The sequence below is a fragment of the Acidimicrobiales bacterium genome (genome assembly GCA_040219515.1).
In the GTDB taxonomy this organism is placed as follows: Bacteria; Actinomycetota; Acidimicrobiia; order Acidimicrobiales; family Aldehydirespiratoraceae; genus JAJRXC01.
Genome location: JAVJSI010000010.1, coordinates 203,527 through 229,616 on the forward strand (window position 1 = coordinate 203,527; position 26,090 = coordinate 229,616).

General features: G+C 68.5%; 27 protein-coding genes, 1 tRNA gene and 1 pseudogene. 18 read left to right on the top strand and 11 right to left on the bottom strand.

All coding sequences use genetic code 11. The features are described 5' to 3' along the window. The first annotated feature begins 4 nt into the window (after positions 1–4). A complete protein-coding gene (locus RIB98_09410) occupies positions 5–1,531 on the top strand; it encodes a histidine kinase N-terminal domain-containing protein (protein MEQ8841189.1) in 1,527 nt (508 codons plus the stop codon). On the opposite strand, the gene RIB98_09415 is transcribed toward RIB98_09410, so the two are convergent. Beyond that, complete coding sequence (locus RIB98_09415) at positions 1,528–1,809, bottom strand: WhiB family transcriptional regulator (protein MEQ8841190.1); 282 nt, start codon at positions 1,807–1,809, stop codon at positions 1,528–1,530. The genes RIB98_09410 and RIB98_09415 overlap by 4 nt on opposite strands. Before the next feature lie 204 nt (positions 1,810–2,013). Between RIB98_09415 and RIB98_09420 the strand changes: the two genes are divergently transcribed. Further along, positions 2,014–2,697, top strand: a complete 684-nt coding sequence (locus tag RIB98_09420; GenBank protein MEQ8841191.1) for a glycerophosphodiester phosphodiesterase — start codon at positions 2,014–2,016, stop codon at positions 2,695–2,697. On the opposite strand, the gene RIB98_09425 is transcribed toward RIB98_09420, so the two are convergent. Beyond that, the gene (locus tag RIB98_09425) at positions 2,694–3,638 is read right to left on the bottom strand and encodes a diacylglycerol kinase family protein (protein MEQ8841192.1); all 945 of its coding nucleotides are present in this window, start codon (positions 3,636–3,638) and stop codon (positions 2,694–2,696) included. The two genes, RIB98_09420 and RIB98_09425, sit on opposite strands and share 4 nt — an antisense overlap. A 92-nt stretch (positions 3,639–3,730) precedes the next feature. Between RIB98_09425 and RIB98_09430 the strand changes: the two genes are divergently transcribed. Further along, positions 3,731–4,510 carry an electron transfer flavoprotein subunit beta/FixA family protein gene (locus tag RIB98_09430; GenBank protein ID MEQ8841193.1) on the top strand — a complete coding sequence of 260 codons (780 nt, stop codon included), beginning with the start codon at positions 3,731–3,733 and terminating at the stop codon, positions 4,508–4,510. An 11-nt stretch (positions 4,511–4,521) separates the two neighbouring features. Continuing rightward, positions 4,522–5,496: an electron transfer flavoprotein subunit alpha/FixB family protein gene (locus RIB98_09435; GenBank protein ID MEQ8841194.1), complete on the top strand. Its 975-nt coding sequence runs from the start codon at positions 4,522–4,524 to the stop codon at positions 5,494–5,496. 368 nt (positions 5,497–5,864) lie between these two features. On the opposite strand, the gene RIB98_09440 is transcribed toward RIB98_09435, so the two are convergent. Genes RIB98_09440 through RIB98_09450 form a run of 3 tightly spaced genes read right to left on the bottom strand, consistent with a single transcriptional unit; the run spans position 5,865 to position 7,734 of the window. Beyond that, positions 5,865–6,611: an SCO1664 family protein gene (locus tag RIB98_09440; GenBank protein MEQ8841195.1), complete on the bottom strand. Its 747-nt coding sequence runs from the start codon at positions 6,609–6,611 to the stop codon at positions 5,865–5,867. After that, positions 6,599–7,090 (bottom strand): DUF3090 domain-containing protein, encoded by a 492-nt coding sequence (locus RIB98_09445; GenBank protein ID MEQ8841196.1) that lies wholly within the window; start codon positions 7,088–7,090, stop codon positions 6,599–6,601. The genes RIB98_09440 and RIB98_09445 overlap by 13 nt, the downstream gene beginning before the upstream one ends. After that, positions 7,087–7,734, bottom strand: coding sequence for an MSMEG_4193 family putative phosphomutase (locus RIB98_09450; GenBank protein MEQ8841197.1), 648 nt, complete (start codon positions 7,732–7,734; stop codon positions 7,087–7,089). Before RIB98_09450 ends, RIB98_09445 begins: the two co-directional genes overlap by 4 nt. Positions 7,735–7,761: 27 nt before the next feature. Between RIB98_09450 and RIB98_09455 the strand changes: the two genes are divergently transcribed. From RIB98_09455 to RIB98_09470, 4 genes are all read left to right on the top strand, one after another. Beyond that, positions 7,762–8,478, top strand: a complete 717-nt coding sequence (locus RIB98_09455) for a uracil-DNA glycosylase (protein MEQ8841198.1) — start codon at positions 7,762–7,764, stop codon at positions 8,476–8,478. Positions 8,479–8,580: 102 nt separating this feature from the next. After that, the gene (locus RIB98_09460) at positions 8,581–8,856 is read left to right on the top strand and encodes a hypothetical protein (protein MEQ8841199.1); all 276 of its coding nucleotides are present in this window, start codon (positions 8,581–8,583) and stop codon (positions 8,854–8,856) included. Positions 8,857–8,882: 26 nt separating this feature from the next. After that, entirely contained in the window at positions 8,883–9,242 is a 360-nt protein-coding gene (locus tag RIB98_09465; protein MEQ8841200.1) for a hypothetical protein, read from the top strand. Positions 9,243–9,258: 16 nt separating this feature from the next. Next, entirely contained in the window at positions 9,259–10,491 is a 1,233-nt protein-coding gene (locus RIB98_09470) for an aminotransferase class V-fold PLP-dependent enzyme (GenBank protein ID MEQ8841201.1), read from the top strand. Positions 10,492–10,504: 13 nt separating this feature from the next. On the opposite strand, the gene RIB98_09475 is transcribed toward RIB98_09470, so the two are convergent. Then, complete coding sequence (locus tag RIB98_09475; protein ID MEQ8841202.1) at positions 10,505–11,074, bottom strand: hypothetical protein; 570 nt, start codon at positions 11,072–11,074, stop codon at positions 10,505–10,507. 85 nt (positions 11,075–11,159) lie between these two features. On the opposite strand from RIB98_09475, the gene RIB98_09480 reads away from it, so the two are divergent. Further along, positions 11,160–12,473, top strand: a complete 1,314-nt coding sequence (locus RIB98_09480; protein ID MEQ8841203.1) for a cytochrome P450 — start codon at positions 11,160–11,162, stop codon at positions 12,471–12,473. Here the strand turns inward: RIB98_09480 and RIB98_09485 are convergent. Further along, positions 12,457–13,632, bottom strand: a complete 1,176-nt coding sequence (locus RIB98_09485) for a Coenzyme F420 hydrogenase/dehydrogenase, beta subunit C-terminal domain (GenBank protein MEQ8841204.1) — start codon at positions 13,630–13,632, stop codon at positions 12,457–12,459. The two genes, RIB98_09480 and RIB98_09485, sit on opposite strands and share 17 nt — an antisense overlap. A 93-nt stretch (positions 13,633–13,725) precedes the next feature. On the opposite strand from RIB98_09485, the gene RIB98_09490 reads away from it, so the two are divergent. Together RIB98_09490 and RIB98_09495 are read left to right on the top strand one after the other, a co-directional pair. Continuing rightward, complete coding sequence (locus RIB98_09490; protein MEQ8841205.1) at positions 13,726–15,006, top strand: FAD-dependent oxidoreductase; 1,281 nt, start codon at positions 13,726–13,728, stop codon at positions 15,004–15,006. After that, a complete protein-coding gene (locus RIB98_09495; protein ID MEQ8841206.1) occupies positions 15,003–15,881 on the top strand; it encodes an RNA polymerase sigma-70 factor in 879 nt (292 codons plus the stop codon). Before RIB98_09490 ends, RIB98_09495 begins: the two co-directional genes overlap by 4 nt. A 90-nt stretch (positions 15,882–15,971) precedes the next feature. Here the strand turns inward: RIB98_09495 and RIB98_09500 are convergent. Beyond that, a pseudogene (locus RIB98_09500) lies at positions 15,972–16,751 on the bottom strand (metal-dependent hydrolase). Between the two features lie 11 nt (positions 16,752–16,762). Here RIB98_09500 and RIB98_09505 point away from each other — a divergent pair. Further along, complete coding sequence (locus RIB98_09505) at positions 16,763–17,242, top strand: hypothetical protein (GenBank protein ID MEQ8841207.1); 480 nt, start codon at positions 16,763–16,765, stop codon at positions 17,240–17,242. A 1-nt stretch (position 17,243) separates the two neighbouring features. Here RIB98_09505 and RIB98_09510 read toward each other — a convergent pair. Together RIB98_09510 and RIB98_09515 are read right to left on the bottom strand one after the other, a co-directional pair. Next, a tRNA-Arg gene (locus RIB98_09510) sits at positions 17,244–17,315 on the bottom strand. A 38-nt stretch (positions 17,316–17,353) separates the two neighbouring features. Then, positions 17,354–18,214 carry a hypothetical protein gene (locus RIB98_09515; protein MEQ8841208.1) on the bottom strand — a complete coding sequence of 287 codons (861 nt, stop codon included), beginning with the start codon at positions 18,212–18,214 and terminating at the stop codon, positions 17,354–17,356. Between the two features lie 113 nt (positions 18,215–18,327). Here RIB98_09515 and RIB98_09520 point away from each other — a divergent pair, with 113 nt between their 5' ends. The 4 genes from RIB98_09520 to RIB98_09535 are packed head-to-tail and all read left to right on the top strand — an operon-like array spanning position 18,328 to position 22,559. Beyond that, entirely contained in the window at positions 18,328–19,935 is a 1,608-nt protein-coding gene (locus RIB98_09520) for an arginine--tRNA ligase (protein ID MEQ8841209.1), read from the top strand. A 5-nt stretch (positions 19,936–19,940) separates the two neighbouring features. After that, complete coding sequence (lysA, locus tag RIB98_09525) at positions 19,941–21,206, top strand: diaminopimelate decarboxylase (protein ID MEQ8841210.1); 1,266 nt, start codon at positions 19,941–19,943, stop codon at positions 21,204–21,206. Positions 21,207–21,210: 4 nt separating this feature from the next. Then, positions 21,211–21,489 (top strand): PqqD family protein, encoded by a 279-nt coding sequence (locus RIB98_09530; GenBank protein MEQ8841211.1) that lies wholly within the window; start codon positions 21,211–21,213, stop codon positions 21,487–21,489. Beyond that, on the top strand, positions 21,486–22,559 hold the full coding sequence (locus RIB98_09535) for a nucleotidyltransferase family protein (protein ID MEQ8841212.1): 1,074 nt from the start codon (positions 21,486–21,488) through the stop codon (positions 22,557–22,559). The genes RIB98_09530 and RIB98_09535 overlap by 4 nt, the downstream gene beginning before the upstream one ends. On the opposite strand, the gene RIB98_09540 is transcribed toward RIB98_09535, so the two are convergent. Further along, the gene (locus RIB98_09540; protein MEQ8841213.1) at positions 22,459–23,196 is read right to left on the bottom strand and encodes a hypothetical protein; all 738 of its coding nucleotides are present in this window, start codon (positions 23,194–23,196) and stop codon (positions 22,459–22,461) included. The genes RIB98_09535 and RIB98_09540 overlap by 101 nt on opposite strands. Before the next feature lie 99 nt (positions 23,197–23,295). Here RIB98_09540 and RIB98_09545 point away from each other — a divergent pair, with 99 nt between their 5' ends. After that, the gene (locus RIB98_09545) at positions 23,296–24,597 is read left to right on the top strand and encodes a homoserine dehydrogenase (protein MEQ8841214.1); all 1,302 of its coding nucleotides are present in this window, start codon (positions 23,296–23,298) and stop codon (positions 24,595–24,597) included. Positions 24,598–24,599: 2 nt separating this feature from the next. Further along, a complete protein-coding gene (gene thrC, locus RIB98_09550) occupies positions 24,600–25,991 on the top strand; it encodes a threonine synthase (GenBank protein MEQ8841215.1) in 1,392 nt (463 codons plus the stop codon). Positions 25,992–26,090 lie beyond the last annotated feature (99 nt).

Here is a 26,090-nt window from a genome sequence, read left to right on the forward strand (position 1 = left end):
GGTCATGGCCGGACTGGCAGAGCTCGCCCGCGACCACACGTCGCTGCCCCACGGTTCGATCGAGAATCTTCAGCGTCTGGTCAGTGCATGGTCGCTGCTGAGCGACCTGTCGTCATCGGATCTCCTGCTCTACGCGGCGACCGACGAGGAGGCCTCGGCCTTCGTCGTTCTCGGCCACACGAGACCGGTCACCGGTGCGACCGTGTACCAGACCGATCCGATCGGCATGGTCGTCTCCACCGCGACGCGACCCCTGCTGGCTCGGGCGTTGCTGGATCGCCGACGGGCCGAGGGACTCGTCCCCCGACCCGACGGTGCCGTCGCGCCGATGGGCGATGACCCCCTCGTCGAAGAGGACGTCGGCGGTATCGGCAATCGGCTGACCGTGGACTACATCCCGGTCATGAGCGGCGGAGAGGCGATCGCCGTGCTCGCCCGCGAGTTCGATCCCCGCCAGCTGCGCCAACCGAGCGCGATCGAACGCCGCTATCGCGAGGCCTGGGAACGATTCGCGGCGATGGTGGCGGCCGGTGAATTCCCGCTGCACCTCTCGGAACGGGTCGGTGAGTTTCGTGAACCGCGGGTGGGTGACGGCATCGTGATCCTCGACCGCCAACAGCGGGTCGAGTACGCGTCGCCCAATGCGGTGTCGGCTCTCCGTCGACTCGGGGTCACGGCCAATGTGATCGGTCAGGTGCTGGGCGAGATCGGCGCCGATGATCGGCCGGTCCGCCGGGCGTTCGCGTCCCGCCGCAGCACGGTCGAGGAACTCGAGCGGGGCGACACGGTGGCGGTCATCGCTCGCTGCCATCCGCTGCTCGAGGACGGACGGGTCAGCGGCGCCGTGCTGTTGCTACGCGACATCTCGGAACTCCGCAGCCGCGACAAGTTGCTGGTCTCGAAGGACGCGACGATCCGTGAGATCCACCATCGAGTGAAGAACAACCTCCAGACCATCCAATCGCTCCTGCGCCTGCAGTCCCGTCGGCTCGATTCCGACGAGGCCCGGGCCGCCATCGAGCAGTCGGCTCGGCGGATCGGATCGATCGCCATCGTCCACGAGACGCTGTCGGTGGAGACCGCCGATGTCGTCGACTTCGATGCGGTCGTCCGCCGGGTGATCGGCATGGTCGAGGAAGGTCTCGGATCGGTGGAGCGACCGGTACGGGTGCAGATCGAGGGCAGTCTGGGGGAGCTTGCCGGCGATGTCGCGATGCCGCTCGCAGTGGTCCTGACCGAGCTCGTCCAGAACGCGATCGATCATTCGGGCGACGGGGCGGGCGACGTGACGGTGCGCTTCGCGGCCACCGCCAAGGAGTTGGAGATCCGCGTCGAGGATGCCGGCCGCGGGGTGCCCGACGGCTTTGCCCTCGATCGCGACGCGCAGCTGGGCCTGACCATCGTGCGCACGTTCGTCGTGCACGATCTCGGCGGGTCGATCAGCCTGGCGAGGGCCACGCCGACGCCGCCTTTCGGCACTGTGGTGGAGATCCGGGTGCCTCGGCGGGGGCCGGGGCTACCGATCGGCTAGGGGCGACCGGAGGCGGCGCGCATACGGCGGCGGATGACTCGACGCTCCTCTTCGGAGGTTCCGCCCCAGACGCCGGTGTCCTGATTGGTGGTGAGGGCGAACTCGAGGCAGGCATCGCGGCTCATGCAGGTCAGGCAGACCTCTTTGGCCGAGGCGATCTGGTCGACGGCGAGACCGGTGGTGCCGATGGGAAAGAAGAGCGCCGGGTCGGTGTCTCTGCACGCGGCCTTGTCCTGCCATTCGGCAGCTGTCTCGAATGCGTCGGCGGTCAGTGCCACATTTCCCCCAGGTAGTCGGTGGTCCGGGTGGAAATCCCGGCCGTGATCGGCCCCCGTCCCCAAGGGCCGCCCTGATAATAGGAACCGGTTCTCCTTTTGCGCAAGGGTTTCTTGAAACCAGTTCTGATTTTCTTTCGGGTCTCCCGGCGGCGGGTTTCGACCGGTCACTCCACGATGTGACCGTGCGCCTGCGAGACTCTGGATGTGACGAACGTGATAGCCCACCGGGGCGCCAGCGCAGCGGCTCCCGAGAACACCGTCGAGGCGTTTCGGCTTGCCCGCGAGATGGGGGCCGATTGGGTCGAACTCGACGCCCGTCTCTCCGCCGACGGAGTGGTGGTGGTGCACCACGACGCGCACCTGTCCGACGGCAGGATGCTCGCCGATCTCACCCTCGACGAGATGCCCGGCGGCATCGCGTCGTTGGCCGAAGCGCTCGAGGCCTGCGACGGGATGGGCGTCAACATCGAGATCAAGAACCTGCCCGACGAGCCCGACTACGACGCGGATCACGCGGTGGTCGATGCGGTCGCGGGTCTGGCCCAGGCCTATCTCGGCCCTGAGCGGACCCTGATCTCGTCGTTCAACATGGACAGCGTCGACCGCATGCATCGGGTCGACCCGTCACTGCCGTGTGCCTGGCTGTTCTTCCAGATGACCGATCCCGCGAGTGTTGTCGCTCGGGCCGTGGCCCACGAGATGGCGGCGATTCACCCGTTCGACAATCTCGTCGACCGGGCGATGGTCCGGCGGGCCCACGAGGAAGGGCTTCGGGTCAACGTGTGGACCGTCGATGATCCGGACCGGATGGCCACCCTGATCGAGATCGGGGTCGACGGCATCTGCACCAACGTCCCCGACGTCGCCCGCCGGATGGTCGAGGGCTAACGGCCGGCGACGGCGCCGATGTCGCCGGCGAGGGGGATCACCAGGGCCAGATGGGCGGGTGTCCAGGTGAAACGCAGCCGCTTGCTCGCCCCGAGATGATCGCCGTCGACCTGGTACGGGGCGGGCGGGTCGGACTCGACGACGAGCGAGCGGACGTCGGTGCGGATGTCCAGATCGCGCTTCTTGCGCACATCGCCGGGACCCATGGCGGCGGCGGCGACCGGCAGCAGACTGCGCAACCGGATCTCCTCGAGGGTGACCACGGCCAACGGGTCGTCGAGCGTCAGGTCGGGGACCAGATCGAACGGTCGGTTGCCGAGGAACGTGTAGGGGTTCGCGTTCATCACGATCGTGAAGTAGCCGTGGGTGAGCTCGGTGCCCTGTCCGTCGAGCACCCGCAGCGGCGGACGCGAGCGATCGGTTCGGCGCAACCAGGTGTCGATCGCGCAGTAGACGAACAGGGGATGGCCGGCCCAGCGCTTCCATGGCCCGCGCCGCTCGACCTGCTCGACGACGGCGGCGTCGAAGCCGATGCCGCAGTGGAAAAGGAAGTAGCGGCCTTCGACCGAGCCGAGCCCGATCCGTCGTATCGAGCCGGCATCGATGGCCTCGAGGAGGACGCCGGCGGCATCGACGGAATCGTCGGGGAGCCCGAGGATGCGGGCGAAGACGTTGGTCGAACCACCCGGCAGGGTGGCGAGGGCCGTCGCGGACCCGGCCAGCCCGTTGGCCGCCTCGTTGAGCGTGCCGTCGCCGCCGAGCACGACGACGAGGTCGTAGTTCTCGCGGGCCGCGCTCTGGGCCAGCCGGGTGGCGTGGCCCCGGCGGCTCGTCTCGGCCAGCGTGACGTCGTGGTCCGCGGACAGTGCCTTGTGGATCACCACCCGGCGACGGGCGGTGACCGACGACGCCACCGAGTTCACCACGAAGAGAATGCGCAAGAACTTCAACCTATAAGCGCCCTCGAAGTATCGGGAACTATCTGGTGCGCCCGAATAGGCATTCGCCGGTCCCGCTGGCAGACTCCTCAGCTATGAAGGTTGTCGTCTGTGTAAAGCAGATCCCGGACCCGGCTGATCCTGGTGCGCTTGATCCCGAGAGCAAGACGCTCAAGCGGGACACCAAGCTCATCCTCGACGAGTCGGACAGTTACGGGGTCGAAATGGCCCTCCAGCTCGTCGATACCGCAGGTGAAGGTTCCGTTCACCTCGTCTCGATGGCCCCGAACAACGAGGTCGGCGGTCTCCGCACGGCGCTCGCGATGGGCGCCGAGAGCGCGACCCTGGTGAGCGACGAGGCCCTCAAGGGCACCGACGCCCTCGGCACCGCCAAGGTGCTCGCCGCTGCGATCGCCCGTTCCGAGCCCGACCTGGTGCTCGCGGCGACCGAATCGTCCGACGGTTACACCGGCACGGTCCCCGAGATGGTGGCCGAACTCCTCGGTCTCCCGTCGGTCACGTTCGCCAAGTCGATCGCCATCGACGCCGGCACCGCCAAAGTGCAGCGCCAGACCGAAGCCGGCTACGACGACGTCGAATGTCCGCTCCCCGCCCTGGTGTCCGTCACCGCCGGCGTGGTCGAGCCCCGCTACCCCTCCTTCAAGGGGATCATGGCGGCCAAGTCCAAGCCCGTCGACGAGGTCGGCATCGCGGATCTCGGCATCGATGCCGGTGCGGTCGGATGGGCCGGCGGTGGCCAGGAGATCGTGTCGGTTGCCGACGCTCCTGCCCGCGAAGCCGGTGAAGTCATCGAGGACGAGGGCGACGCGCACGAGCGCATCGTCTCCTTCCTCGAAGAGCTCAAGGTTCTCTGAGGAAGGCTGACATGGGACTCGACAAGATCTGGGTGTTCGGCGAATCCAACGCCGACGGCGATGCCGTCGCCACCATCACCCTGGAAATGCTGGCCAAGGCTCGCGAACTCGCCGACACCGTCGAGGTGTTCATGGCGGGCGACGGCGACGACTTCGCCGAAGAGCTCGGCGATCATGGCGCCGAAACCGTCTACGCCACCGGTGATCTCGACGGCGGCATGCAGGGCGTCGCCGTGGCGTCCGCGGTCGCTGCCGTCGTCGCCGAGGGCGATGGGCCATCCGCATTCATGCTCGGCACCACCCAGGACGGTCGCGACGTCGCCGCCCGCCTGTCGGTCAAGCTCGACGCACCGGTCATCACCAACGTGGTCGGCCTCGAGCTCGACGGTGACAGCCTGCTCGGCAACGAGCCGATCTTCGGTGGCACGGTCGACGTGAAGACCAAGAACACCTCCGGCAAGCCCGGCATCTTCCTCGTGCGCCCCAAGTCGTTCGCGGCTGCTTCCGTGGGCGGGGCCGAAGCCGACGTCGAGGACCTCGACGTGCCGGATCTCGGCGCGATGGGTTCGGCCAAGGTCACCGATCGATTCGTCGAGGAATCCGACGGCCCGAAGATCGACGAGGCGACCATCGTGGTCTCTGGTGGTCGTGGCCTCGGCGAGAAGGATGCCTTCGCCATGATCGAGGATCTGGCCAAGACCGTCGGCGGCGCCGCCGGTGCCAGCCGTGCGATCGTCGATGCCGGATGGGTGCCCTATTCGATGCAGGTGGGCCAGACCGGCAAGGTCGTCAAGCCGACCGTCTACATCGCCGCCGGCATCTCGGGCGCCACCCAGCATCTGGTCGGCATGAAGGGCTCGAAGAACATCATCGCGATCAACAAGGATCCGGAGGCGCCGATCTTCGCGGTCGCCGACCTCGGCGTCGTGGGCGACGTCCACAAGGTGCTGCCGAAGTTGATCGATGCACTCAAGGCGAAGGGCTGACCCTTCGTCACTCTTGACACACCGACGTACAGAGGAGAGGCCCCGGGGTTCGCCCTGGGGCCTTTCTCGTTGTATCCCTGGACCGATGTCAGGGAGGACAAAACGAGAAATCGCCTCGACCGGGTGATCCGGTGAGGCGATGCGTTAACAACCAACATAGCACAGATGATTTTTCCATGCTGGGCAAACGAGGGTTATTTCGGAATTTCTTCGAAATCGCCCCAAAATCTGGCCCGAGCGGCAGCTTGTCCCCAGCCCGAACGACCCTTCGGAAGTTATCCACAGGTTCATCCACACCTGTTGAACACGAAGGGTGACGAGAAAACGCCAAGCCGTGATGAACGGCGGGCAAACGGCTGGTTACGCCGTCAGACCAGGGGCCAGGGGTAGCGGTGCCCCCCGGAATCGTCACGCGGAAACCGGCCTGCTGTGGCGAGCGCAGTGGTGCGAGCGAGCAGCGCATCCCGCTCGAACGGGTCGAGCAACTCGGTGACGGCGGCGGAGAGGCCGCGCTCGAGAAATCGCCAGAGTGTCTCCTGGACGTCATCGGGGAGTGGCTCGTCCTCGAAGTCCCAGAGCACCGTGCGGAGCTTGAACTGTTGGTGGAACGCGACGCCGTGGTCGATGGCCCAGATGGAGCCGTCGTTGCCGAGCAGACAGTGGCCCGACTTCCGGTCGGTGTTGTTGATCACGATGTCGAGGGCGCAGATCCGGCGGAACTCGTCATCGTGCTCGTCACTTTGCTCGTGGATCGTGAAGTAGTGCTCCTCGAACGCCGCCGGCATGAAGAGCTGGAGTGATCCGATGTCGAGCGGGGCATCCTCGCGTACCACGGTGGGCGGCACCACGTCCCACCCCAGATCGTCGGCGACGAGGAATGCCGCCACCTCGCGCTGGTAGAGCCCACTGGGGAAATCCCACAACGGTCGCTCGCCGCGATGCGGTTTGTAGATCGCCTGCGCACGGAGGCCGTCGTGTTCCACGTCCATCAGGAACGTCGCGTTCGACGAATAGGGCATGCGGCCGAGCGTGTCGAGCGTGCCGTGCCGGAGTAGATCGAGTGCTCGGGCGGTCGCGATCGGCGGACGGTCGCGGAAGGGACTCAGTTGTGACACGGACACCAGTCGCGATTGCGGGGCTCGAGGGGACGGCTGCAAAAGGGACACGGCGGCCGGCCGGCGGCGACGAGATCGCGTGCCCGCTCGATCAATCCGAAGACCTGCGCCCGTGACAGCGAGAAGCGAGCCTGTGAGAGGTCGTCGTCATCGTCGCCTTCGGGTGCCGCCTCGGCCATCACGATCAGCCGATCGATGTCCTGGGCGTACGCGATACCGAGCGAGCCGACGGTGAACGCCGGGACCACCGGTTCGCGAAGGCCGAGGTCTTCGGGAACGGGCCCGGGTTCAGCGGCCGGGAGATCGTCGAGCACCTGGTCGAGATAATCGGCGAGGGCGGCCACCTGCTGCTTCTCGACCTTGAGGGACACGAGTCGACCCTCGGCCCGGGCCTGGAGGTAGAACTCGCGCTGGCCCTTCGGCCCGAGGGTGCCGACGGTCAAGAAGTCGGGCTCGCGGAAGTCGAACGATTCGCTCATGACGGGGCCAATCCGCTCAGGTCGTCGCCGGTGGAATTCACGGTGAGGACGACTGGTCCCTCGGCGGTGTAGAGCACGGCCGTGATCGAGCACGGCGACACGACGATGCGCTGGAACAGGTCGAGGTGGGTGCCGGCGGCTGCCGCGACGATGGCCTTGATCACGTCGGCGTGGGACACCCCAACGATGGTTTCGCCCGGGTGTGCGGCAACGAGATCGTGTACGGCGTCGACCGAACGGCTCTGCATCTCGGCGAACGATTCGCCGCCGGGGAAGCGAAACCCGCTGGGGTAGCGCTGCACCGTGCGCCATTCGGGGAGCTTGCGCAGCTTGGCCAGCTTCTCGCCGGTCCACTCACCGAAATCGCATTCGATGAGACCCTTCGCCTGGCGAACCCGGAGCTTGCGGGCTTTCGCGATCGGCGCCGCGGTTTCGCGGGTGCGCTCCATCGGTGATGCGTAGATCGCCGCGACGGAGCCGAGTTTCGCGATGCGGGCGGCCACGGCCTCGGCTTGGGCGACACCCTTGTCGGCGAGATGCAGATTCGGCGCTCGTCCCGGCAACGAGGCGCCCGTGGTCGGGGTCTGCCCGTGGCGAACCAGGAGCACGAGGGTCGGCTTCGGCGGATCGTTTCGTCGTGCCATCGTGATCGCCAACGTACCCTGCAGACGATGGGAAACCCCGATCGGTCTCGTCGCCTGCTGGCGAAGCTGGAGAAGGACGTGGTGGCGTGCCGGGCCTGTCCGCGGCTGGTCGAGTGGCGTGAGCAGATCGGGCGGGAGAAACGGGCGGCCTACCGTGACGAGACGTACTGGGCCAGGGCGGTGCCCGGGTTCGGCGACCCTGCCGCCCACCTTCTGGTCGTGGGTCTGGCTCCTGCCGCCCACGGCGCCAACCGGACCGGTCGGATGTTCACCGGTGATCGATCAGGCGACTGGCTGTACCGCGCTCTTCATCGGGCCGGGTACTCGTCGCAAGCCGAGTCGACCGGTCTCGATGACGGTCTCGCGCTCGACGGTGCGTGGATCACCTCGCCGGTGAAGTGCGCGCCCCCGGCCAACAAGCCGACGACCGCCGAGCGTGATGCCTGCCGCCCGTTTCTGGCGCGCGAACTCGAGGCGCTCACGAACGTGACGGTGATCGTGGTGCTGGGTGGGTTCGGCTATCAGGTTGCGTGCCAGGAACTCGGGGTGTCGCCCCGACCGAAGTTCGGCCACGGGGTCGAGGTGCCGTTGGACGACGACCGCACGCTGTTGTGCAGCTTCCACGTGAGCCAGCAGAACACCTTCACGGGGCGGCTGACCGAGGAGATGCTCGATGCGGTGTTCGCCCGGGCGAGGGTGTTGGGGGCCGGTCGAACCAGTTCACGCACGAGAAACCGGGACTGATGGCCTGGTTTTGTCCTGCGAATCTGGGCCGTGCGCACCGAATCCGGCGGGTTGGGTCGATCGACTCTTGGCCGGGTTCCCGTCGCCGACGACACTCTTCACATGGCCCCCCAGCACGTACTCGACCTCACCGACGAACTCGCCCTCCTCGACGGCATGGCTGCCGCGGCGGCCACGGCGCGTTCGGATCAGGACGAGGCGTACCGGCGCGATGGCGGACTGGACCTGCGTGGGGTCCGCGATCTGCTGTCGGCGTTGCAGCTGAAGCCGGTGAGCGGCCCGATGGTCGACACGCCCAAGGGCGACGTGTTCGATCTGGCCGTGTACCGGGCGACGGGCGATCGGCACCTCGCCACCATCTTCGGCACCGCTGGCTGACCCGGGGCCGATAAGGTCGGCGTCGCATGGCTCTTCGAAAGAATCTCCGTTCCGCGGCTGCCGCGGGTGTGATCGTGTTGGCACTCGTCGGTGCGGGCTGTAGCTCGAGCAGCGACCCCAACACCTGGGAACAGGCCGACGAAACCGGCAAGATCGAAGAGAACTTCCTTCGGGCCTGCGCCGAGGCCGACGACGGCGCCACCGCCGACGCCGATGCGCTCGAGGCGTACTGCCAGTGCAGCTACGACGATCTGCGCGAGGAATACGACGACGACTTCGACGGCTTCGTCGCCGTCAACAGCGATCTGGGCAGCGAGCCGACTGCGATACCGCCCAACGTGAGCGCCATCATCGTCGCCTGCGCCGCCACCCATCTCGCCACCTGAACCCCGGTCACCGGTGATGGCGCTCGATCTCGAGTTCGTCCGATCCCAGTTCCCGGCCTTCGCCGACCCCGAGACGAGCCGGTGGGCGCATCTCGAGAACGCCGGTGGGAGCTACGCCGCCGGTCAGGTCATCGATCTGTTGACCTCGCTGTTCTCCACGGCCAAGGTGCAGCCGTCCTGGGCGTTCGGTCCGTCGCAGGTCGCCACCGCGGCGATGGACCGGGCCCGCACGGCGATGGCGTCGACGTTCGCCGCCCAGCCCGACGAGGTCCACTTCGGTCCCTCGACGAGTCAGAACACCTACGTCCTCGCGCACGCGATGCGACCGATGTGGGACGAGGGCGACGAGATCGTCGTGACCGAGCAGGATCACGAGGCGAACTCGGGCGTCTGGCGACGACTGGCCGCCACCGGCATCGTCGTGCGCGACTGGACCGTCGACCCGGCCACCGGCCTGCTCGACCCCGCGATGCTCGACTCGCTGATCACCGAGCGGACCCGACTCGTGACGATGACCCACGCCTCCAACGTCGCGGCGACCATCAACCCCGTGCGCGAGGTCGCCGACAAGGTGCACGCCGTCGGCGGACACCTGGTGGTCGATGGGGTGTCCTACGCACCGCACGGCGGCGTCGACGTCGGTGCGCTCGGCTGCGATGTCTACCTCTACAGCGGCTACAAGACCTACGGCCCTCATCTCGGTCTCATGTACGTGGACCGCGCGCTGCTGCCGCAGCTCGCGCACCAGGGCCACTTCTTCAACGAAGCGAAACTCTCGACCCGCGTGACCCCCGCAGGCCCCGATCACGCCGTGATCGGCGCCTCGGCCGGCATCGTCGACTACTACGACGCGGTCCACGCCCATCACGGTGGGGAAGCCATGGACCCGCTCGCCCGCATCGGCGACGTGGGTCGACGGTTCCGCGAGCACGAGACCGAGATCATCGCGCCGCTCCTCGGCCTGCTCGCTCAGCGGGACGGGGTGCGGGTGATCGGCGCAACCGAGGCCGACGCCGCAGTGCGGGCCCCCACGATCGCGTTCGCCAGCGAACGTCACTCATCGGCCGCCGTCTACGACGCGCTGATCGCCGCCGGGGTCTCGTGTGGGCACGGCCACTTCTATGCCCATCGCCTGGTCACCGCGCTCGGGCTCGATCCCGACGATGGCGTCGTCCGGCTGTCGGTCGTGCACTACAACTCGACCGAGGACGTGGCCCGCGCCCTCTCAGTGCTCGATCCGCTCGTCTGAGTCGTTCCGTAGGTCAGGGACGTTCGCCGACCGACGGCCCTTCGGTGCGCGTGCGCTTCAGTTCCCAGAAGCCGTCGACGTTCATCATCGCCACCAGCGCATCCCACATCGCAAGGGAGTCCTCGGTGTTCGGCACCTTCGTGATGACCGGGCCGAAGTAGCCCCGCTTGACCCCGTCGCGATCGTCGAACGCGATGATCGGGGTGCCGACGTCGTCGCCGGTGAGGGCGAGACCCGCATCGTGACGCCGCTGGATCTCGGTATCGAATTCGTCGGTGTCGAAGGCGACGGCGTGAGAGGCGGGAAGGCCCACGGCTGCGAGGGCCTCGGCGACCTCGAAGTCCAACGCCTTGTCGTGATGGATGCGGCGCCCGTACTCCCAGTAGAGGCGAAACACGGCATCTTCGCCTTCGGTGGCGCGCACCGACTCCATGACCCGCAGGAGGCGGTAGGTCCGATCCACGGGTTCGTAGAACGAACTGTCGGGCTCGGGTGCGTTCTTCAGCTTGAGGCTGATGGGCTGCCACGTGATGTTCAGGTCACGGGCCGGTGCCACCTCGTCGACGACCCAACGGGCCGTCACCCAGCACCACGGTCAAATGGGGTCGACCCAGAACTCGAGATCCATGACTCGGCAGCGTACCGCCGCGATGTGGGAGCCTTGCCCCGTGGCTGTTCCGGGAACGTCCGAGGTCAGGGTGCGGGCGAGCGACCGGTATTCGCTGCCGGTGGTGCGCAGCATCGTCCGGCGACCGCGGTTGACCGAAGCGCTGTTCGGCCGGACGCGCTGGGGCAACTCCTTCGCGCTCGAGCACCGACCGTGGCCGTACCCGTCCTACGAGCCGATGCGGGCCGACGGTGAGGTGGCCTGGAACCCGTGGTTCCAGCAGTGGTTCGTGACGGGCTACGACGAGGCTCGCGAGGTGCTGTCGTCACCTGCCGTCGAGGTGGCCACCCAGCGCGAAGTGATGCTCGCGGTGAAGCCGCATTCGGCGATGAGCCGGAACTCGAAGGAACTGTTCCGGCACTTCCTGCTCTTCGTCGACCCGCCCGACCACACGCGGCTGCGCTCGTTGGTGAGCCGGGCGTTCACGCCGAAGCAGATGGAGCGCATCGAGCCCGAGGTCGAACGTCTCGCGGCGCAACTGCTCGATGATCTCGCTGATCAGCCCGCGCCCGACCTCTTCGCCGGATTCAACGCACCGCTCCCGATCCACGTCATCTCGGTGCTGCTCGGGATCCCCGAGGAACGTTGGCCGTTCACCGTCGAGTTGTCGGCCGCCCTCATCGCGTACCTCGACCCCTTCCCCGACTTCGATCCGGTGGAGACCGATGCGATCCTGAACCGGGGCGTGCAGTTCTTCGACGACCTCATCGAGGAACGGCGTGTGTCGCCGCAAGACGACCTGATCTCCGCCCTGGTCGCGGTGGAGGACGACGACGACCGCCTGTCGCGCTTCGAGACGATCGCAATGGCGATGTTCCTGATGTTCGCCGGTCACGAGACCACCAGCGGATCGCTCGGCAACGCGATGGTGGCGCTCGCTCGATTTCCGGACCAGCGCGCGCTGATCCGCGACGACCCGGCCTTGTGGCCCAACGCCGTCGAGGAGCTCCTGCGCTGGGATGCGCCGCTGCAACTCGACCCCCGCGCCGCACGCGAGGACTTCGAGGTCGGCGGACAGACCATCGAAGCCGGACGGCGGATCATGGTGGTGCTCGGGGCGGCAAACCGCGATCCGCGACGCTGGCCCGACGCCAACACCCTTCGCCTCGACCGCGACGACCCCCGGCCGATCTCGTTCGGTCACGGGATTCACCACTGCATCGGTGCGGCGCTCGCCCGGATGCAGATGCGGATCGGACTCCGAGCGTTCCTCGAGCGGTTCGGCGACTACACGATCGACGAGTCGACCGTGGTCTGGAAGGCGCATCCCGTCCTGCGAGGGCCAGTGGTGCTCCCGGTCACGCCTTCGCGGTGATACCCACTCGGGCGGCGGGGGCCGCCCATTCGGGCCAACGCTCGCGGCTCTTCTGCGCGAGCTTGTGCATGAGCGCGATGGCGCCGGGGTCGTCGTCGCCGGGGCGGGTCTCGATGACGCCGTCCTTCACCATTGCGTCGATGATCGCCCGACCGAGTTCGGTGCGCACGATCGTGAGCGTCCAGTCGGTGGCGTCGCCGATCCCACCCGTGGAGATGTCGGCGTGCTCGGCCGCGAAGTCGGGGCAGTGGTGACAGCCCTCGCGGGTCCAGGCGTGGCATTCCTTGAGGTTGATCTCGTGGTAGCCGCCGTCCTTGGTCCACACCTGGAACACACCCTTGATGTTCATCTTGGCGATGTTCTCCTTCTTCAGGCCGTACTTGACCTCGAAGAGTTCATCGAAGAGCGAATCGTCGAACGACTTGGAACACAGGAGCCCGATGTTGAGCTTGATCGGCTTGGAGACCTTGCCGATCTTGCGATGCCACATGACCGGCGCCACCGAGGTCTGACAGCTCATGCCCACCAGTGCGAGACGTTCGAGTCCCTTCTCCATGGCCTCGTCGAAGCCCATCGTGTTGGCCGAATACGTGTAGCGACTGCCGGCGCCCCGGAGCACCTCATCGCGATTGGTGGCGACCATGGGGAACGCCTTCCATCCGGGGTCGCCGTTGGGCAGGTTCTCCACGCCGGATGTGAGGGCCCCGTCGACGATGTCGTTCTCGAGGCACCAGATGAGGATGGCCGAGACGAGGCCACCGTCCTGGCCGATGTCGTAGACGAAGTCGTCGCTGGCCCGCGTGAGGAGGATGTCGGAATAGACCCCGGCCATCTCCTCGGGCTCGCGCTCGCGGCCGAAGAGGTGGAGGTCGGCTTCCGGTTCCCACGCCCGGAACCGGGGGCAGGCCCGGGTGCACGACGTGCAGCCCTTCTGCCCGTGGACGCAATCATCCAGCCCGAGCTCCTCCTCGAGATGGAACGGGGTGTAGGCGCCGGGTTCGTGTTCGTAGCCGATGACGTCGTGGGGGCACGAGATGACACAGCCGGCGCAGCCGGTGCACAGCCCACTCGTGATCACCTCGTCGAACAGCTCTTTCCACTGGTAGGTCCAACGTTCCTTCTTCGCCGGAGCGGTGGGGGTGGAGTCGGTGACGGCCATGACGCCGAACCTAGTCGCCACTGTCACGAACCAGCGACCTGTCTCGTCATGTGGGCGACGGCACCACGCCGCAATCAGACGAGGAGGATGACGATGAACGACGACGCTCACGAGGACCGGTGCGACGTCGCGGTGATCGGTGCCGGGATCGCCGGCCTGAGCGCTGCGATCGAAGCGGCGCGCGGCGGCGCGGTCAGGCTGCTCGATGCCCGCCGGGACATCGGCGGTCGGGCCCGCACCCGGCACCGCAGTGGGTACTCGCTGAACGAGGGGGCCCACGCGCTCTATGTCGACGGCGCCGCGATGGCGTTCCTGCGCGAGCTCGGTCGCGAACCCACCGGGGGAGTGCCTGACGCGGGCGCAGGGATCGGCGTCGACGGCGAGCTCGAGGGTGTGTTCCCGGTGTCGGCCCACTCGTTGCTGCGCACGAGTCTGCTCGAGGGTGACCGTCTGCGGATGGCGCGGCTGCTCGCGGTGCTGCCCCGAATGCGTCCGGGCCGCTTCGCCGACCGGTCGGTCGACACGCTCATCCGCGAACGGCTGGGTTCGGGGCGAGCCGCTCGACTCGGCCACGCGCTCTTTCGGCTCGGAACCTACGGCAACGATCCGGTGAGAACGAGCGCCGACGCCGGCCTGACCCAACTCCAGATGTCGCTGCGAGGCGGGGTCCTCTACCTCGACGGCGGATGGCAGCAGATGGTCGACACACTGGCGACAGCGAACCGCGACCGGGGCGTCGAGATCCGGCCCGGATCGAAGGTCACCTCGGTCCGAACCGAGGGGTCCGATCACGTGGTCGTCCACACCGGTGGCGAGCTGCGGGCGCGACGGGTGATCGTCGCGGGGTCACCGGCACTCGCGGCGGAGCTACTCGGTGCCGCCGTACCCGATGTGCGGACGTGGGCCGAGGACGCCCGCCCGGCCGCGGTGGCGTCGCTCGATGTCGGTTTTCCCGACCCCTGGTCGGGTCTGCGCCCGTTTGCGCTCGGCATCGACACGCCCACGTATCTCTCGGTGCACGCGCCGGTGGCAGACTTGGCGCCCGATGGCCACACCCTCGTGCACGTGATGCGCTACCTCCCGAACGACGAGGAGCCCGACCGCGATCGTGACCGCGCCGAATGCGAAGCCCTGCTCGAACGGGTGCGACCCGGCTGGCGACATGCGGCCGACCACGTGTCGTTCAGCCCTCACCTCGTCGCGGCGACCGACCAGCCGTCGGCCGCACGTGGTGGCCTCGTGGCGCGGCCATCGGTGAGCGTTCCGGGCGCCCCCGGGCGCTTCGTCGCCGGCGACTGGGTCGGCCCCACCGGCACGCTGGTGGATGCGTCGGTGGCGAGCGGTCGCGCCGCCGGGCGGGCGGCGATCGTATGACCGCGCTCGACCACTCGGCCCGGTTCGAGGAGCACCGTCACCATCTCTTCGGCGTGGCCTACCGGATGCTCGGTGGCGTCGCCGAGGCCGAGGACGCCGTGCAGGAGGCGTGGCTACGGTGGGACGGCACCGACCGCGCCGCCATCGATCGGCCCCGGGCCTGGCTGACGACGGTGGTGAGCCGGATCGCGATCGATCGGCTCCGCTCGGCCCAGGTCCGCCGCGAGGCCTATGTCGGCCCGTGGCTGCCCGAGCCGATCGTGACGTCGATCGACGAACCCGCCGACCACGCCGTGCTGGCCGAGTCGTTGTCGATCGCTTTTCTCGTCATGCTCGAGCGCCTCGACCCGGTCGAACGGGCTGCGTTCCTCCTGCGCGAGGTGTTCGGCCACGACTATGACGAGGTGGCCGCCACCATCGACCGCTCGCCGACCAACTGTCGCCAGATCGTGCACCGGGCCAAGGCCCGGCTCGGTCCCGACCGGCCGGTCCGCTTCGACCCGGGGCCCGACGAGGAGCGGCGCCTGCTGGATTCCTTCCTGGCCGCCGCGATCACCGGAGACCTCGACGGGTTGCACGACGTGCTCGCCGAGGACGTCGTGGCGTGGAGCGATGGGGGAGCCAACCAGCACGCGGCGCGCCGGCCGGTTCTCGGCCGTCAGCGGGTGGCGCTCTTCGCGAAGGGCATCGCCGGCCGACGCGACGCCATGAACTCAGACGTGCGGGTGGACCACGTCCGCGTCAACGGAGGGCCCGGGTTCGTCGCCTACGCCGACGGCGAGATCTTCATGACGATGGCCTTCGACCTCGGCCCCGACGGCATCCGGGCGATCCATTCCGTGCTCAATCCCGACAAGCTCGAACACATCCGCTAGCGGTGCGTTCCAGGCGGGGATCGTGTCGGTCGCCGGGTCGTAGCCCGTGAGCCACTGGGTCATCCACGACGGGTCGGCCTGGCGCGACGGGTGATGGTTCGGCAGCGCGGTGATGGCGATCGTCGGCAGCACCTCGAACGCGAATCCGATGCCCCACTTCCAGAGCCGGAACCAGGCGACCGGGCTCAGGATGCGACGCCATGCCGTGAGCTGCACCACCGTTCCGAGGAAGATGAACCAGACCAGCATCGCGAAGCAGGTCGCCATCGCGGCGGCGTAGCGCAGACGGCTCCCGCCGGTCGCCGCCCACACGTCGTGGGCCACGGTCTTGTGCTCGACCTCCTCGGCCAGGTGCCAGAGGATCAGTGTCGACGGAACCTCGTCGGCGCCCCGGAACAGTTCGTGGCGATGGGCGTCCATCCACCGGGCGGCGGCGAACGCGGTGGCCTCGAACCCGGCCGCGTAGGCGATGGCGAAACGGGATCCGGCCCGCCGTCGCAGGAATCCGTAGGACGCCGCCAGCCATCGTTCGACCCTGCGCAACGCCGGGTGCTGGGCGATGAGGATGTCGTTGAAGCGGCGGTGCTGGCGGGCGTGTTCGCCCTCCTGGGCCAGGTAGGCCCGCACCCGCTCGGCGAGAACGGGGTCGTCGATGCCGGCGGCGGCATCGCGCACGGCCGCCATCACGTAGGGCTCGCCGCTGGGCATGCCCAGGCTGAGCGCATTGACGGCCGCGGCGAACTCCGGCTTGACCGGTTGCCACGCGGCGCGTGTGTCGTCGGGCCATTCGAGACGAATGCGGCGATGGGTCGGCTGCGCCATCTCACCCCATCGGCCGGGTATCGCCGATCTGTAGGTCGGACGACCCATACGATCTCCCCATGATCGATTTCGGCAAGAAGATCACCAAGAGCTGTGGCGACGACCTCGAACCGGGCGAGACCGTCCTGGCCGGCACCTTCGTGCAGCCGGCCGGCGCGATCCGCCGCCAGGTCGCCTATGGCGCGATCGGCGGTGTGATCGGCGCGGTCGTCAGCCAGAAGGCGGGCGAGAAGCGGGCCAACGAGACCCCCACTGCCGAGGAGGGCATCGTCATCGACATCCCGCCGGGCAAGGCGGTGCTCGGGCTCACCGATCGACGGCTGTTGGTGTTCGGACACAGCGCCATGACCGGCCGACCGAAGGGACTCAACGCCGCGATCCCGCTCGACCAGGTCGCCGGCGTCACCCACGAGAGCGGCAAGCTCACCGGCAAGCTGCTGGTGTCGTTCGCCGACGGCACCTCGATCGACTTCGATGTGGTGAAGACGGCCAAGCCGGGCCCGTTCGTCGACGCGTTTCACGCCACGACCGGCCGCTGAGCGCCCTCGGCAGGACTCGAACCTGCGCTCACGCCTCCGGAGGGCGATGCTCTATCCGCTGAGCTACGAGGGCAATGCCCGCGAGCGGGCAGGCCGTCACACTACCGACGATCAGCTGTTCGCGTCGTCGGGTTCGTCGAAGTTCTCGTTGCCGTTGCCGTTGCCGTTGCCGGTGTCGGTGTCGGCGGATCCGTCGGGGACGTCGTCGCCGCTCACCCATGCTTCGCAGAACGCGACATCGGCGAGCACGCCGCCGCCCATGCGGTCGAGCGCGTCGCCCGGCTCATCCGGGAAGGGGAAAGCCGGGAGGAACTCGTCGGGGGTGATACGGGAGTCGAGGCACTCCCACTCGAGCGTGCTGAGCGCGAAGGTGTCGAGGTCACCGTCGTTGGACGCGCCGAGAATGACAGCACCGCCGGCGTCGCAGCCGGCGATGATCCCGACCACACGGTCGCTCACGTCGGGGGCCACGGGCTCCTCATCGGTGTCGACCCGGGACTGGAAACGCGCCGCGTAGGCCTCCCGCCATGCTTCCACGTAGGCGTTGGTGACGCAGTCGGCCTCGACCGAATGGGTGCCGGGGATGGCGAGGGCGCCAGGAATGTCGGTTTCGAGGTGGTCGCGCAGGCTGGGACCACAGTCGACCAGGGCATCGGCCAAGGCCGCGGCGAGGTCGCTGCTGACACCCGAGCCGACACGTGCGGTCATGTCCACACCCTCGAGTTCGGCGAGCGTGAACGCGTCCTCGGCGGTCACGGCATCGACCATGCAGCCGGCGGCGTCGCGGCTGAGACCGTCTTGCATGTTGGCCTCGATGAGCACGGTGCGCAGGATCGCCTGTTCCACGTCCCAGTTCGGATCGTTCTCGCCGACGGCGCGATCGGCTGCCGGAGGGGCGGGGTCGGCCCCCCCGCAGGCGGTGCCGAAGAGGGCGAGAACCAGGAGTGCGAGGATCAGTCCGCGAGAACGCATGTTGGACTCATCGGCCGACTCGATCCGACTCTGAGGAGTCTGACGAGACGGTAGGCTCGGTCGCTCGCCCCTCCCTTCCCGCTCGCACTCTCCCGGCCGAGGCTCTGCACAACATGGATGTTCGCGAACACCTTCGGTCGGCCCTGGCGACGGCGTTGACCGTGGTCGGCGTCGACTCGATCCCTCACGAGATCTCGCTCGAGCGACCCGCCAACCCCGAGCACGGCGACTGGTCGTCCAATGTGGCGCTGGCCACGGCGAAGTCCGCGGGCCGCAACCCACGCGAACTCGGGCAGCAACTGGTCGACCATCTGCGGGACCGCCCGCCCGCCCATGTCACCGCGATCGAGATCGCCGGGCCCGGCTTCGTCAACTTCCACTTGGCCGACACCTGGCTCCACGACGTGTTGGTCGACGTGGTCGAGGCCGGAATCGACGGTTTCGCCCGCCCTGATCTCGGCCAGGGACTCCACGTCAACGTCGAGTTCGTCTCGGCCAACCCGAACAAGCCGCTCCACGCCGGACATGGTCGTGGCGCGTGCTACGGCGATTCGATCGCCCGCCTCCGCGAGCGGTGCGGCTATCGCGTCACCCGCGAGTACTACATCAACGATCGCGGCGTGCAGATGACGAAGTACGCCGAGTCGCTCGCGGCCCGCAAGCGGGGAGAGGAACCCCCCGACGACGGCTACAAGGGCGAGTACCTGATCGAATGGGCCGCCGAGATGCCGGCCGACGCCGACCCGCTCGAGTGGGGCTACGAGCGGGCGCTGGCCAGCCATCGCGCCACTCTCGAATCGCTCGCCATCCATCACGATGTCTGGTTCAGTGAGAGGTCGATGGTGGCCTCGGGCGCGATCGACGAGACCCTGGCCGATCTCCGTGCCCACGACGCGGTGTACGAGGCCGAGGGCGCCACCTGGCTGCGCAGCACGGACCAGGGCGACGACAAGGACAGGGTGCTGATCAAGTCCGACGGCGACCTCACCTATCTCACGCCCGACATCGCCTATCACCGCGACAAGTTCCTGCGCTCCGATCGTCTGTTCAACGTGTGGGGGGCCGACCACCACGGCTATGTCCCCAGGATGAAGGCGGCCATGTACCTCCTCGGTCATGACCCCGAGGAACTCCACATCGCCATCACCCAGATGGTCGACCTGAAGCGCGGCGGCGAGGAGGTTGCGATGTCGGGTCGCAGCGGCGAGTTCGTCAGCATCGACGACGTGGTCGGCGAGGTCGGAGCCGACGCCGCTCGATTCACCTACCTCATGCAGTCGGTCGATTCGCGCCAGACGTTCGATCTCGACGAGGTCGCCACCCAGGGCATGGAGAACCCGGTCTTCTATGTGCAATACGCCCATGCCCGTATCTGCTCGATCATGACGAAGACGGCGGAGGCCGGTGTGGCTCGCCGCCCGCTCGCCGAGGTCGACCTCTCGTTGCTCACCCACGAGCGCGAACTCGAGGTGTTGCGCTCGCTGCAACAACTCCCCGACATCGTCGAGATCGCGTGTCTCGACGATGCTCCGCATCGCATCGCCGGTTGGTCGCGCGAGCAGGCCGCGGCGCTGCACGGCTTCTACCACGACTGCTACGTCATGGGCGATGGTGTCAGCGACGAACTCACCCAGGCCCGACTGGCGCTCGTGGCGGCCTCGCAGATCGGGCTGCGCATCGCGCTCGACCTTCTCGGTGTCTCGGCACCGGAGTCGATGTAGCGCTGATGCAGCCGTTCCCGTTCCGCCTCCTGCCCGACTCCGCCGAGGTCGTCGGCGGCCGACTGCGCATCGGCGGATGCGACCTGATCGACCTCGCGGCCGAGTTCGGCACCCCACTGTTCGTCTACGACGAGCAGCACCTGCGCGATCGGTGCCGTGAGGCCGTCGCCGTCTTCGGTGACGGCGTGGCGTACGCAACCAAGGCCTTCCTGTGCACGGCGATGGCTCGCCTCGCCCACGAAGAGGGGATGCACCTCGACGTTGCCACCGGCGGCGAACTCCAGGTGGCCCTCCGGGCGGGGGTGCCGGCCGACCGCCTGGTGCTCCACGGGAACAACAAGTCGATGGCCGAGCTGCGCATGGCCCGTCAGGCCGGCGTGGGTCGTGTCGTGGTCGATTCGTTCGACGAGCTCGACCGGCTCGATGCGCTCGCGGGCGAAACCGGTGCGGCCCCGAAGGTGCTCCTGCGGTTGACGCCCGGCATCAAGGCCGAGACCCACGACTACATCTCGACCGGCCACGACGATTCGAAGTTCGGTTTCACCGTGTCCTCGGGTGCGGCCGCCGCGGCGATCGAGCGGGCCCGCAACGCCGACTCCGTCGAGTTGGTCGGGGTCCACGCCCACATCGGCAGTCAGGTCTTCGTCGTCTCGTCCTTCGCCAAGGCCGCGGCCGTCATCGCCGATGTCGCGGCGCCCTACGACCTGGCCGAGATCTCGGTGGGCGGTGGCCTCGGCGTGCCGTACGTGGCCGACGAACGGGCGCCGTCGATCACCGAATGGGGCACGGCCGTGCTCGACGCGTGCGCGGCCGCCGGCGTCACGGCCCGGGTCTCGGCCGAGCCCGGTCGATGCATCGCCGCCGCAGCTGCGGTCACCCTCTACGAGGTCGGCACGATCAAGACGATCCCCGGCATCCGCACCTATGTGTCGGTCGACGGCGGGATGAGCGACAACCCCCGCCCGGTGCTCTACGGCTCCGGCTACGAGGCGTTCCTGCCCCGATCGGTCGGCGCCGATCGACCCGCCACCGCCACGATCGTCGGCAAACACTGCGAGTCCGGCGATGTGTTGGTCCGCGACGCGTCGTTGCCCGACGACCTCGAGGTGGGCGACATCCTGGGCACTGCGGTCACCGGGGCCTACGGTCACTCCATGGGCTCCAACTACAACAAGGTGCTGCGTCCGCCGGTGGTCTTCGCGGCCCACGGCGACGCCCGCCTCGTGGTTCGTCGCGAGACCTACGACGACCTCACCCGGCTCGACGTCTGAGCCGATGCCGTCGCCCGAAGGACGGATCCTGCGGCGCGCCGAGGTGTTGTGGCGCTCGACACTCGACGGAGTGCTGATCCGTCCACCGGGGGCCGACGAGGTGACGAAGCTGGCCGGTACCGGCGGGGCCCTGTGGACCGCGCTCGAGGAGCCGTCGTCCTTCGACGATGTGTGTTCGGCCCTGGCTCAGATGCACGACGCCGAAGTCGGGACCGTCGCCGCCGACCTCGCCCCGGTGATCGACGACCTCGTCGAGCGGGGTGTCGTGGAGCAGGTGGGATGAACGACACGGACTGGCTGACCGCGCTCGCCGGATTCGGCCTGCCCGGCGCGCCCTCGGTGCTCGCATCGCCGCCCACCCCGCTCGGCGACCTGCTCGGCGACATCGACCGGCACAAGCTCATCGGGACGCTGGCAATGGCGATCGGCGACGAGGCGCTGACGGTCGACGCCGACGACCGCGACCTCGTCGCGGCTCGCCACGAGAAGGCCATGGGTGAGGTGCTCCTGCTCGAGGACGTCTTGCTGCAGGCCAGCGAGGCGCTGGCCGCCGCCGGTATCGACGGGCGTGTGCTCAAGGGCGCCGCCCTCGCCCACATGGTGTATCCGGACCCGGCGGCCCGCGTGTTCGGCGACAACGACATCCTCGTGGCGAACACCGATGTCGACGCGGCGGTGGCCGTCCTCGCCGGCGCCGGGGCCACTCGGCCGGTGCCGCCCATCTCGGCCTCGTTCGATCGCCGCTTCGCCAAGTCGGTCACGCTCGGCTGGCACGGCAACACCGAACTCGACCTGCACCGGACCCTGGCGCCGGGTCCGTACGGACATCTGATCCGACTCGACGACCTCTTCACCGATCCGGTCGAACTGATCCTCGCGGGTCGCGTCGTCCACACCCTGTCGGCCGAACTCCATCTGCTGCACGGCGCGATTCACGTCGCCCTGGGTGACGTGGCCCCCCGGCTCGGCAACGTCCGGGACCTCGCGATGCTCGCCGCCCGTCCCTCGGTCCATGTCGACCGGGTGATCGCCACGGCCGAGCGCTGGGGTTGTGCGGCCCCCCTCGCCCTGGGGCTGCGGGCCACCCGCCCCCTGGGCCACACGCGTACGGCGGTCGAGCGATGGGCCGACGACCACGAGATCAGCGCCGTGGACCGCCGCCGCCTCGAGGCCTACGCCCGTCGGGACGGACGGTTTCGGCGACAGGCCGTGGCGTCGTGGCAGGTGCTCGGGTGGCGGGACCGCATCGCGTTCACCCGCGCCCTGCTGATGCCCAGCGCCGCCAACCGCGCCGCTCGGGCCGGGGCGCCGTCGACAGGTGTGGGCCCGGGTGGTCGTCGCCCACCGGGCTGAGGCCGGCGATCGCAACCGAGGGGATGGCCACCGTCGGTGCCCGCCGACCGTCGGCGACCCCTCGCCCGAGCGACAGCGGGAGTCGATCGTCGTGGCGTTGCAGGATCCCGGCCGCCCGGGCGGCGTGCGGTCTGTCGCGCAGGATCGCGGCGACGTCGATCGCCAGCGCCGGCGGGCATCCGAGCACCACGAGGTCGTCGCTGGTCCAGCGGGCGGCGCCGTCGATGACGACGCCGGTCGCGCATTCGACGGCGACGATGACGGTTGCGATCACATCGGCGGTCTCGCCCTCCACGCGGGGCGATGCCGGGCTGGGAGCATCGGACCGACCGATTCCCGTGAGCGTCGGCTCGCCGTCGGGGGAGAACCGGATGGCATCCGACGTGACGCGACCGTGGACGACATCGACGGCGTGCAGCGCGGCGAGCGACGCCGCCAGCCAGGCGCCGACGCCGCGGGCCTCGGCCTCGGGCAGTGGTCCGTTCGCGGCCAGGAGATCTGCCACCGACACCCTGCTGCACTCGTCCACGGCTGTTTCGGAGACGAGGGCGAGGCCGTGGCCGCCGGAACGGGCGCGGCGTCGCGACGGATGGCGGTGGTGGCCAGCGTCGTGTGTCTCGGACGGTGTGGTGCTCACGATTGACAGAATGCATTGGAATGCATTGATACGCAAGAAGACATCACGAACGGGGAACCCACCGCCCCTCGTCGGGTTTGGCGGATACGCTCGGCGCCCGTGGACACGACAACCGTGAAGCTCGGGCTCCTGGGGTGCGGCACCGTGGGCAGTGCGCTGGCCCGACTGCTCGAAGACCAGCGGGAGGCGATCGTCGCCCGCACGGGCGTGCGGTTGGAGATCACCCGCATCGCCGTGCGTGACCTGTCCAAGGCACGCGACGTCGCCGTGCCGATCGAGGCGTTCACCACCGACGCCCGAGCGGTTGTCGAGGCCGCCGACGTCGATGTGATCGTCGAGCTCATCGGCGGCATCGACCCGGCCCGTGAACTCATCGGCCGAGCCCTCGAGCTGGGCAAGCCGGTCGTCACCGGCAACAAGGCCCTCCTCGCGGCTCACGGCGCCGAGCTGTACGCGGTCGCCGACGCCGCGGGCGTCGATCTTCTGTTCGAGGCCGCGGTCGCCGGTGGCATCCCCCTGATGCGGCCGCTGCGCGAGTCGTTGATCGGCGAGCCCGTCACCCGGGTGATGGGCATCATCAACGGCACGACGAACTACATCCTGACCCGCATGACCGAGGCCGGTGCGTCCTACGAGGAAGCGCTGGCCGAGGCCCAGGCGCTCGGTTACGCCGAGGAGGACCCCACGGCCGATGTCGAGGGCTACGACGCGGGCGCCAAGGCCGCGATCATCGCCACCATCGTCTACGGGGCCGTCGTGGCGCACGACGAAGTCCACCACGAGGGGATCTCCTCGGTCACCCCCGCCGACATCGAGGTGGCCGAGCGACTCGGCTACGCCATCAAGGCGATCGCGGTCGTCGAGGGCGAGACGAGCGACCGCGACCTTCGCATCTCCGTGCGTGTGCATCCCGCCCTCGTGCCGCTCGATCACCCGCTGGCCTCGGTACGCGACAGCTTCAACGCGATCTTCGTGGAGGGCGAAGCGGTCGGCGACCTCATGTTCTACGGGCGCGGTGCGGGCGGCGCCCCGACGGCCAGTGCCGTACTCGGCGACGTCATCGACGCCGCCGTCAATCGTGTCCGTGGCACCAGTGCCCGCATCGGCGCTCTGGTCCCCACCACGGTGCGCCCGATCGCCGAGTCGTCATCGGCGTTCTATCTGCGGGTGGCCGTCGTCGATCGACCGGGCGTGCTGGCGAAGGTCACCGACGTGTTCGGGCGCCACGGCGTCTCCATCCGGTCGATGGAGCAACACGGACTCGACGACGAGGCCGTGCTGATCTTCATCACCCACGTCTCCCTCGAAGCCGAGGTGCAGGCGACGCTGGCCGAACTCCGCAGCCTCGACATCGTCACCGACATCAACTCGGTCATCCGGGTCATCGGCGGCGAGAGCTGATCGTGCTGGAGTATCACAGCTCGCGGGGGAGGGCGGCGGCCCTGCCGTTCGCCGACGTGTTGCTGACCGGTCTCGCGCCCGACGGTGGCCTCTACCTTCCCGCGACGTGGCCGTCGCTCACCGATGCCGCGCCCGAGGACCGGTCCCTCTCCGGGTATGCGTCGCTCGCGGCGGCGGTGATGGCGCCGTTCGTCGCCGGCTCGATTCCCGCCGACGACTTCGCCGAGATGGTGGGTGCGGCGTACTCGACGTTCGATCACCCCGACGTCGTCCCCATGATCGAGCTCGAGGAAGGACATCACCTCCTCGAGCTGTTCCACGGTCCCACGCTCGCGTTCAAGGACATCGCCCTCCAGCTCGTCGGCCGCCTCTTCGACTACGAACTCACGCGGCGCGACGAGCGGGTGATGATCGTCGGGGCAACGTCGGGCGACACCGGGTCGGCGGCGATGGAGTCGGTCCGTGACAGCGACCGCGTGGACATCGTGGTGCTCTTCCCCCACGGTCGCACCAGCGACGTGCAGCGCCGCCAGATGACGACCCTCGGCGCGAAGAACGTGCACGCGGTCGCCATCGAGGGGACCTTCGACGACTGCCAGGATCTCGTCAAGGCCATGTTCGCCGACGAGCCGTTCCGGGCCCGCAACCGGCTGTCCGCGGTGAACTCGATCAACTGGGCGCGGGTGATGGCGCAGATCGTCTACTACGTCTGGGCCGCGCAACAGCTCGGTAGTCGTTCGACGCCCACCACGTTCTCGGTACCCACCGGCAATTTCGGCAACGTGTTCGCCGGCCACGTCGCCGCGGCGATGGGGCTGCCCGTGGAGCGCTTCATCGTGGCCAGCAATCGCAACGACATCCTCACCCGTCTCATCGACACCGGTGAGATGGTCGCCGAGGAGGTCGTGCCGACGCTGTCGCCGAGCATGGACATCCAGATCTCCTCGAACCTCGAGCGCCTTCTGGTCGAACTCCACGACGGCAACGGTCCGGCGACGGCCGAGCTCCTCGCCACGTTCCGGGCCACCGGCCGTGCGGCGCTGTCGCCTGCGCAGCACGAGCGGCTGTGCGACGAGTTCGCCGGCGCCCGACTCGACGACGAGGAGACCCTGGCGGTCATCGCCGACGTCCATCGTGAGCACGGTCTGCTGATCGATCCGCACACCGCCGTCGGCGTCGGTGCGGCGAGGCGACTACGTCGGCCCGGTGAGACGGTGGTGACCCTGTCGACCGCCCATCCGGCCAAGTTCCCCGATGCCGTCGAGCAGGCCACCGGCGTGCGGCCGTCGTTGCCGGGCAGACTCGACGGCCTCTTCTCCCGTGACGAGCGTTTCGAGGTGTTGTCCAACGACCTGGCCGCGGTCGAGGACTATGTCGACGGCGTGCGGCGATGAGCCTTCGCTGCGCACCCGGGATTGGTTGCTGACGGGGATTGTTGTCCGTAGCCTGACCGCAGTCGCCCAGTCAGTGTCGGGGCGCGGCCTGATCGGGTG